Raw genomic sequence first — 8512 nt, forward strand, 5'->3', positions numbered from 1 at the left:
ACCTCTGGCAAGGTTCAGTATGCCCTGCGCACCCCAGTCAAACTTTGGTTCCTCTGCATTTTGGTAATTGTAAGTAGAGCTAAGGTCTAAAATTAAGTCTTTTGCTTTTTGGGCGTAGGATTCATTCCCTGTGAGATGCCAAGCGATGGCCAAACCATAAACTAGTTTACCTCCGGTAGAACTCAGTTGAATAGGGTTTGAAGAACTTCTACCCACCACCTTGACCTCATCCGGGAGTGGTTCCCACTGTTCAGACGCTTTGTTTAAGTCATCGATAAAGCTTAGAAACTCATTTCGGTTGGTGTGATAGGGTTCTATTCCCTTATTGGCTTTTTCTTTAATTTGCAAAAGTTCTTTGGGGGAAACCAACACACCGATTGGCCTGCCAAGCCTTTGATTGCTTGTAGACTTTGGTTTGGTACTTGCACAGAGAAAGGCGACAACCAATACCGATAACAGTAAAATTTGCTTGATGCGCATTGAATTTGACTTTATTAAATTAACTGAATTTTGTTTACAGCAGGTTTTAATCCGGATTATGTAATAGGATTCGTAATGCCTGTCCTGAACTTTCTCAGGGAGTGTTGCAATCGCAAGAAAATCAGACTGTTTGGAAATTTTAGCATAGCACCGCTATGGTGAAATTGAAAACAGCAACGAAGTGGTTGATTTTAAAGCCATTTCAGCACGTAATAGAATGTCTATTGCATATTTCGGGTTTAATTGAGGTAAAACCTAAAATTAACCCTTTTCTTGCTTCTCCCAAAGGATAAATATAAAAGCCCCAATCATGGGATTATAACCGTTGATTGGGGCCTTCGGACTATCTAAAGAACTTTTTTCAGTCCTTTATTTTTTTCTAGCTTCCAGATAAGCGTCTAGGAATTTTTTATCATTGGCATCACTATCTCCATATTTTTCTCTTAGCTCAACCAATCTTTCATGCATCATGGTTCTTACCTCTTCATAATCAGGATCATCGTAAATATTGTTCATTTCCATAGGGTCCTCTTTTAAGTCATACATTTCCCATTCATCAATGTCATAATAAAAATGCATCAACTTGTACCGGTCGGTAGCCACCCCATAGTGACGTTTTACCATATGTACAGAAGGATATTCATAATAGGTATAATAAACGGCATCTCGCCACTCTCCTGATTCCCCACTCACCAGTTTACGGAAGGATTCCCCTTGCATTTCTTGAGGGGCATCAATTCCGGCATAATCTAGAAAAGTAGGCGCAAAATCTAAATTCTGCACCAGCTTGTCAATTGTGGTGCCGGGTTTAATTTCCTTAGGGTAACGCACCAACAAAGGCGTTCTGAAAGATTGCTCATACATAAATCGCTTGTCAAACCAACCATGTTCACCCAGGTAAAATCCTTGGTCTGAGGTATACACCACAATGGTGTTTTCGGCCAAACCGTTAGCTTCTAAATAATCCAACACCTCTCCTACTCCATCGTCCACAGATTTAATGGTTCTCAGGTAATCTTTAATGTAGCGGTTAAATTTCCAATGTGCTATTTCTTTCTTTTTTGCATCACTAAAAGTAGACTCATCCCCTTGACCAAAGGCCTTTAAGAAGGCTTCATTTTTAGGATCATAGGCAGCTTTCCATTTGGCCAATTGATCTGGATTGAAACGCTTCAACTCATTGCTAAAGCCGGTACTGTCACCATAGGGATCTACCACCATCTTAAAATCATGTCCCCACTGCGCATGCCCGTCAATTTCCATTTCCTGGGTTTTGGCCGCAGTGCCTCTATTTGCATAATTGGTTTCCTGGTCATAAAAATTTACGGGTGGCGTAAAGTCTTTGTCGTCATACAAGGTCAGGTATTCCTCAGCAGGCTTCCAGTTTCTGTGAGGCGCTTTTTGGTGGTACATCAATGCAAAAGGTTTGTCTTGGTCCCTTCCGCTTTTCAACCATTTCAATGCTTCATCTGTAGTAATGTCGGTTACATATCCTTCAAACCTTTTTCTTTCCCCATCTACAAGAAAATCGGGATTGTAATAATGTCCTTGACCGGGAAGCACCATGGAATAGTCAAAGCCCTGAGGCAATCCATCCAAGTGAATCTTTCCAATCAAAGCAGTTTGATAACCATTGGCTTGTAATAGCTTTGGGAAATTATCTTGATCCCAGTTAAAAGGCTGCACATTGTCTACCTTACCATTGATAAAGCTGTGTTTACCGGTTAGTAATACGGCTCTACTAGGCGCACAAATCGAGTTGGTCACAGTAGCTCTTGTAAAGATGGCCCCTTCACTGGCTATTCTGTCTATGTTAGGAGTTTCATTCAATCCATGCCCATAGGCACTAATGGCCTGATATGCATGGTCATCTGACATGATGAATAAAATATTGGGTGGTTTTTCATTTTCATCTTGCGACTCTTTGGTATTACATGCCATGGCGAAATAAGTAAGCGCTACGATGTAAAAGACTATTTTAAGTTTACAAAAATTCATTTCGTTTATTGTTTAATTTGTTTTAACTCTTCCTGGTTCTCTTCGATTTTTCCCGGTAATCTCTAGCAAGTCATCACCAAGGTCTTCTCGTACTTTATTGGCCAAAGCTGATAATTCGGCTACAATTTCAGGATTTTCATTCTGAACATCATAACGTTCTCCGGGATCTCTTCTAAGATCGTATAAGGCCATTTCTGATTTAACCTGCTTCGTCCCTCCATTCACACCATTTTTTCCTGATGAAGACCCTTCATAGGTTCTGTGCACATGTGGAAAAACCAGCTTCCAGTTGTCTTTCCTAATGGCTTCTAAGGCATTTTTTTGGTAGTAGTAATTAAAAGTTTCTCTTGGATTGGCTCCGGGTTTGTTTTCCCAAAGTTCCAAAATACTTACCCCATCAATTTTTCTCTTCGGTAAAGGCACTTGCAAAATTTCCGCAAAAGTCGGGAAAAAATCAATTGTCGAGGCCAATTTATTATTAATTGTTCCTGCAGGGACTCTCCCCGGCCATTTTACAATACAGGGAACCCTTTGACCACCTTCAAAACTAGTTCCTTTACCTTCTCTTAAACCTCCTGCAGAGCCTGCATGATCACCAAAGTTTAGCCAAGGGCCGTTGTCAGAAGTGAAAATTACAATGGTATTTTCAGACAATTCATTTTCATCCAAGGCTTTGACTATTTCTCCAACCGACCAATCTATTTCCATGATCACATCTCCGTACAAGCCTTGTTTACTTCTCCCTTTAAATTTTCCCGACACTGCCAGAGGCACATGGGGCATGGAGTGAGGTACGACCAATAAAAAAGGACCCGATTTATTTTCTCTTATAAACCTTGTAGCTTCTTCTGTATATAGGCTTGTTAAATTTGCCTGATCCTCCAAATCTTTAATATAAGCTCTGGTGCCATTTCCTTCCAAAAGCGGTAGTTCGGGATAACTTGCTTTCCTTGCGTGGGTTTCCGGAGTTGCCAAATGCATGTCATAGGTCCACTTCCACATGTCGTTGGAATAGGGAAGGCCTACAAATTCATCAAACCCTTGCTGCAAGGGAAGAAAGGGCCTAAGGTGACCCAAATGCCATTTTCCAAATATGGCTGTCTTATAATCACCAGCTCTTTTCACCAACTCGGCTAGCGTTTCCTCCTCAGGATTTAGTCCGATGCTGGCATGTGGATTTAATGCCCCACTTAAACCGATCCGGTTAGGGTAAGTGCCTGTCATGATACCTGCTCTGGATGCACTACAAACAGCCTGAGCCACTTCAAAGTTGGTGAAACGCATGCCTTCATTGGCTAACTTATCGAGGTTAGGCGTCTCAAAATCAAGTGCTCCATAACTTCCTAAATCACCATACCCCAAGTCATCTGCATAAATCAATACAATATTAGGATGTTCAGCTTCTTGGCTCCATACAAGAGAATGTGAAAACAGACCGATAAAGGCAACGGAATACAAAAACTTCTTATACATAATTTCGATGGGTGAAAGAAAAGAGAGTGCAAGGGTATGCACTCTATTGAATTGGGATAAGACTAATACCCGGGGTTTTGGGTAAGTTCTGGATTTAAATCAATTTCTCTTTGCGGAATGGGCATTAAAACCATATGGTCTTTAATATTTTGAGCCAATTCCACCTTGTTTGATTCAGCAACACTTGCTTCATAGGCAGCATGGTCTTTCATCCGTTGAATAAACCTGCCTGTTCTAACCAAGTCAAACCAACGATGTCCTTCCATGGCCAATTCTTTGTGTCGTTCCTCATAGATAAGGGTTCTCATATCGTCTGGGCTAAGCCCGGAAACATTGTGCGATGTTGAATTATAGGCCCTTTCCATCACCCTATTGAGAGGGATTGCAGCTTCCTCGGTCTGCCCAATTTCGTTCAATGCCTCAGCGTACATCAACAAAGCATCTGCATAACGAATCACATTCATATTGGCATCGCTATTGCCTGGATTGCTTTCATTTTCTTCCCAATATTTTGTGAAAATTGGAATGGTAGCGGTGTGAACCGAGCCATCAAGAAGGCTTACAAAATCAGTTCTAAATGTTCCGCCTTTTCTTTCATCATCTTCAGTATACCTGTCATAAAGATCTCTTGTTGGTATATCCGCTTCATTTGAATTGACCAAACCTAAAACAGCAAATCCTCCGGGTAAAGAATACTTTGGCCCTTGCAGCACCATGGCAGAATTCCCATTCCCCGGGGGGTCCATAAACTCAATTCCAAAAACCATTTCTTTTCCGGTCTCCGTACCCGGCCGCCAATTGTCCCGATAATCTTCATGCAAACCATACCCATAATCTCCTTCATTATTGATTACCTCGGCCAATTTCTCTGCTGATTTATTGAAATCTTTCATGGTCAGGTAAACCTTCCCCAATAGAATTTTGGCAGCTCCCTTAGTGGCTCTTCCTATATTATTTTCTGCGTAAATTTCAGGTAAGCTACTCTCTGCATCCATCAGGTCATTGATAATTTGTTGATAAACCTCAGCACTTCCAACCCTGGGCCCTAAGGCATCTTCTACTGATTCTAGCTTTAAAATAAGCGGCACATCTCCATAGAAACGAACCAAATTGAAATAATACAAGGCTCTCAAAAATTTAGCCTCTCCAATCAGCCTGGCTTTTACTGTTTCATCCATCTCTATACCAGGAATATTAATAATAGCGATATTTGCTCTGGCAATTCCATCATAATTTTGTTGCCACATGGTACGGGTAAATTGGTTTTCTGAGGTGTGCCTCAAGTATTCAAGGTTTTGAAGGTATTGATTGGGCATTCCCAAACCATTTTTTTCGGTATCCGCAGGGAGATCATTCAAAATGAACATATTTCGTTCATAAATGTCATAGAGTTTTCTATAAACAGCTGTCACGGCCGCTTCTGCATCGGACTGACTACTGTAAAAATTTCCGATGACGAATCTATCCTCAGGTGACTCTTTCAAGAACTCATCCATACATGATGACGAACTTAAGATTAGAAAAAGAAATGCTATGTGTTTTATATTTTTCATGTTTATTTGCGATTTATTGGAAGTTAATTTTGGCCCCTATCATAAAAGTTCTGGACTGTGGGTAGCCTCCAAAATCTTCTCCTAACTGAAGGTTGGTTGCCCCACGGTAACTTACTTCCGGATCATATCCGGAATAGTTGGTGAAAGTAAATAGGTTTTGACCTGTAATGTATAACTTTAACCCACTTAATGCCTTGATTTCAGAAGCAGGAAAAGTGTAACCCAAGGTTAGGGTTTTGATTTTTAGATAGGATCCATCTTCCATGAATACATCACTAAATACTGCTGACCTATTGGTAGTGGCCTTGGGATATACATCACTCGGATTGCTTGGTGTCCACCTGTTGACTAAATCACTGTAAACATTCTGTCCTCCTGAAGGCAACTCTAATTCCATGGCGTTGTAATTAAAAATATCTGCACCATATGAAAACTGTGTAAAGGCATTCAATTCAAACCCTTTATAGGATATGGTATTGGTAAATCCACCAAAAAAATCAGGGTTTGGATCTCCAATAATTGCCCTGTCGTAAGTGGCATTGACTACTCCATCAGGAACACCATTAGGACCACTGATATCCAAATACCTTCTTCCTCCAACCCAGTTGGTGGGCCCTACTGGTCCGGCAGCCAGTTCTTCTGCATTTTGGATGATGCCATCTGAAACATACCCATAAAACAAACCAATGGGCTGGCCAACAATTAAACGGTGGACTGAACCGGTTTTTAAATGGCCGTCTCCCCCTCCAACATCCTTATAACTTTCACCACCCAATTCTAATACTTTATTACGATTGAAAGAGATGTTAAAGGATGAGGTCCACTTCAATTCAGTTTGAGCCAAGATATCTGCACCAATCATTAGCTCTACCCCTTGGTTTTGAATACTTCCTATATTTTGTAAGGAGGAGCCAAAGCCGGAAACATAAGGCACAGCCACATTATAAATCAAATCGATGGTTTTTTTGAAATAATAATCGGTTGTAAACCTTAATCGCTCATCAAAAAAGCCAAAATCCAATCCGAAGTCAAATTGCGAGGTTTTCTCCCATCTCAAATTGGGGTTAGGGATTGAATTGGGATAAAAACCTGTTGCCAATGTTCTTCCGATAGTGTAAGTAGTATTCGTTAAGGTAGGCAATGAGTTGTACAAACCGATCTCTTGGTTGCCCGTAACACCATAACTCACTCTTGCTTTTAGGTTGGAGAAAGTGTTCAAGTTTTGAATAAAATCTTCCTCAATCGCTCTCCAAGCCAATGCTCCGGAAGGAAAAAATGCATACTTGTTATTCTCACCAAACCTGGAGGATCCGTCTATCCGTCCATTTAAGGAAAGTAAATATTTCTCATTAAAGTTATAATTGACTCTACCCAGATAGGAAACCAAACTCCATTCAGTTTTAGATGAGCCAGGCTGGTTGTAAACTGAACCAGAACCTAAAGCATTTTCTTCCAAGGAGTTGTTTACAAAATCCTGAGAAGAAGCCCTTAAACTTTCATAGAAATTCTTCTGAAAAGTAATGCCTCCCAAGAGAGAAACACTATGCATATCATTGATTTTTTTGTTCCAACTCAAGGTGTTTTCGTTCAACCAATTCGTTGTATACCCACCATTGACAGTAGCTTTTGCGATACCATTGGACTCAAAAATACTCGTAGGAATAAATGTATCAAACTTGGTATTTACGAGATCAGTACCGAAGGAAACTTTCCCCACTAGGTTTGGGACAAATTCATATTCACCGAAAATATTCCCCAATACCCGTAACATGGCACTTTCCCTCACTTGTTCGAGGGCAGAAGCAACAGGGTTTGGGTAGATAATTCCCGGGCTGTTAACCTGGGTATATATTCCTAGTTCTTGGTTAGTGTACACCGGTAAAATTGGGTTAAACTTCATGGCGCCTGTCACCACACCTCCGGATCCACCAGCATCTGTTGGCACGGCATTCGACAAGGTTTTGCTTACATTAAAATTGGTACCTACCTTAAACTTATTGCTTATATTCCTTGCGATATTAACTCTACCGGAATAGCGTTTAAAACCCGAATTGATAATGACTCCTTCTTGGTTAAAATAATTTCCTGATACTGCATAGTTGGTCTTTTTATCACCACCGGAAAATGACAACTGATAATTCTGCACAGGCGCAGCTCTAAATATCTCTTCTTGCCAATCTGTACCTTTCGGGTTGGCCTGAAGTTCAGCCATCTTATCAGCACCATACACAGGGCTTAAGCCATCGTTGGTGTAAGCCTCATTGACCAAAGTAGCATAATCGTATGCATTCATCACATCAATTTTCTGAACCACTTTTTGTACACCATAATATGCATCAAAGGAAACCTGATCACGCCCTTCTTTACCACTCTTCGTTGTAATCAAAACCACCCCATTGGCAGCTCTTGCTCCATAAATTGCCGTCGCAGAAGCATCTTTTAGTATTTCAATAGACTCAATATCTGCAGGGTTGATGGTGGACAAACCGCTCATCCGAGCATTGCCTCCTGTTTCCCCAAAACCTGACCCGCTATAAACCGGAAACCCATCAATTACATACAATGGTTCATTCCCACCTTGAAGTGAACTGGAACCACGAATTCGTATAGAAGCGACAGCTCCGGGCATTCCTGATGTTTGGGTAACCATGACTCCCGAGGCACGACCAACAAGTCCTTGGTCAATCGAGGTGATAGGAGTTTGCTGAATTTCACTGGCCTTAACAGATGATACAGCCCCTGTTAGGTCACTCTTCTTTACTGCCCCATAACCAATAACCACCACTTCATTCAGAGAAGCAAGGTTATCAGATAAAGTGACATTTATTTCTGTTTGTGTCGCAACGGCTACTTCTTGCGGACTAAAGCCAATAAAAGAAAACTCTAAGACCGGATTTTCTACATTGTCAGGAATGGTGATACTATAAGCACCATCCAGGTCAGTTACAGTACCAATATTGGTCCCTTTCACCATTATCGTGGCCCCGGGAAGAGGCTCACCACTTTCT

Annotated in this window: 5 protein-coding genes; all 5 read right to left on the reverse strand. The window is 41.1% G+C overall.

The features are described 5' to 3' along the window. On the reverse strand, positions 1-480 hold a 480-nt coding region (locus AAC037_RS13275; RefSeq protein WP_339903439.1), incomplete at its 3' end, for a hypothetical protein. A gap of 369 nt (positions 481-849) precedes the next feature. Further along, complete coding sequence (locus AAC037_RS13280) at positions 850-2478, reverse strand: sulfatase (protein ID WP_339903440.1); 1629 nt, start codon at positions 2476-2478, stop codon at positions 850-852. A gap of 12 nt (positions 2479-2490) precedes the next feature. Further along, entirely contained in the window at positions 2491-3951 is a 1461-nt protein-coding gene (locus AAC037_RS13285; protein WP_339903441.1) for a sulfatase, read from the reverse strand. A 62-nt stretch (positions 3952-4013) separates the two neighbouring features. After that, complete coding sequence (locus AAC037_RS13290; protein WP_339903442.1) at positions 4014-5504, reverse strand: RagB/SusD family nutrient uptake outer membrane protein; 1491 nt, start codon at positions 5502-5504, stop codon at positions 4014-4016. 13 nt (positions 5505-5517) lie between these two features. Continuing rightward, positions 5518-8512, reverse strand: a 2995-nt coding sequence (locus AAC037_RS13295; RefSeq protein ID WP_339903443.1) for a TonB-dependent receptor, incomplete at its 5' end; no start/stop codon positions are given.

It is taken from the genome of uncultured Cyclobacterium sp., assembly GCF_963976465.1.
Taxonomy (GTDB): domain Bacteria; phylum Bacteroidota; class Bacteroidia; order Cytophagales; family Cyclobacteriaceae; genus Cyclobacterium.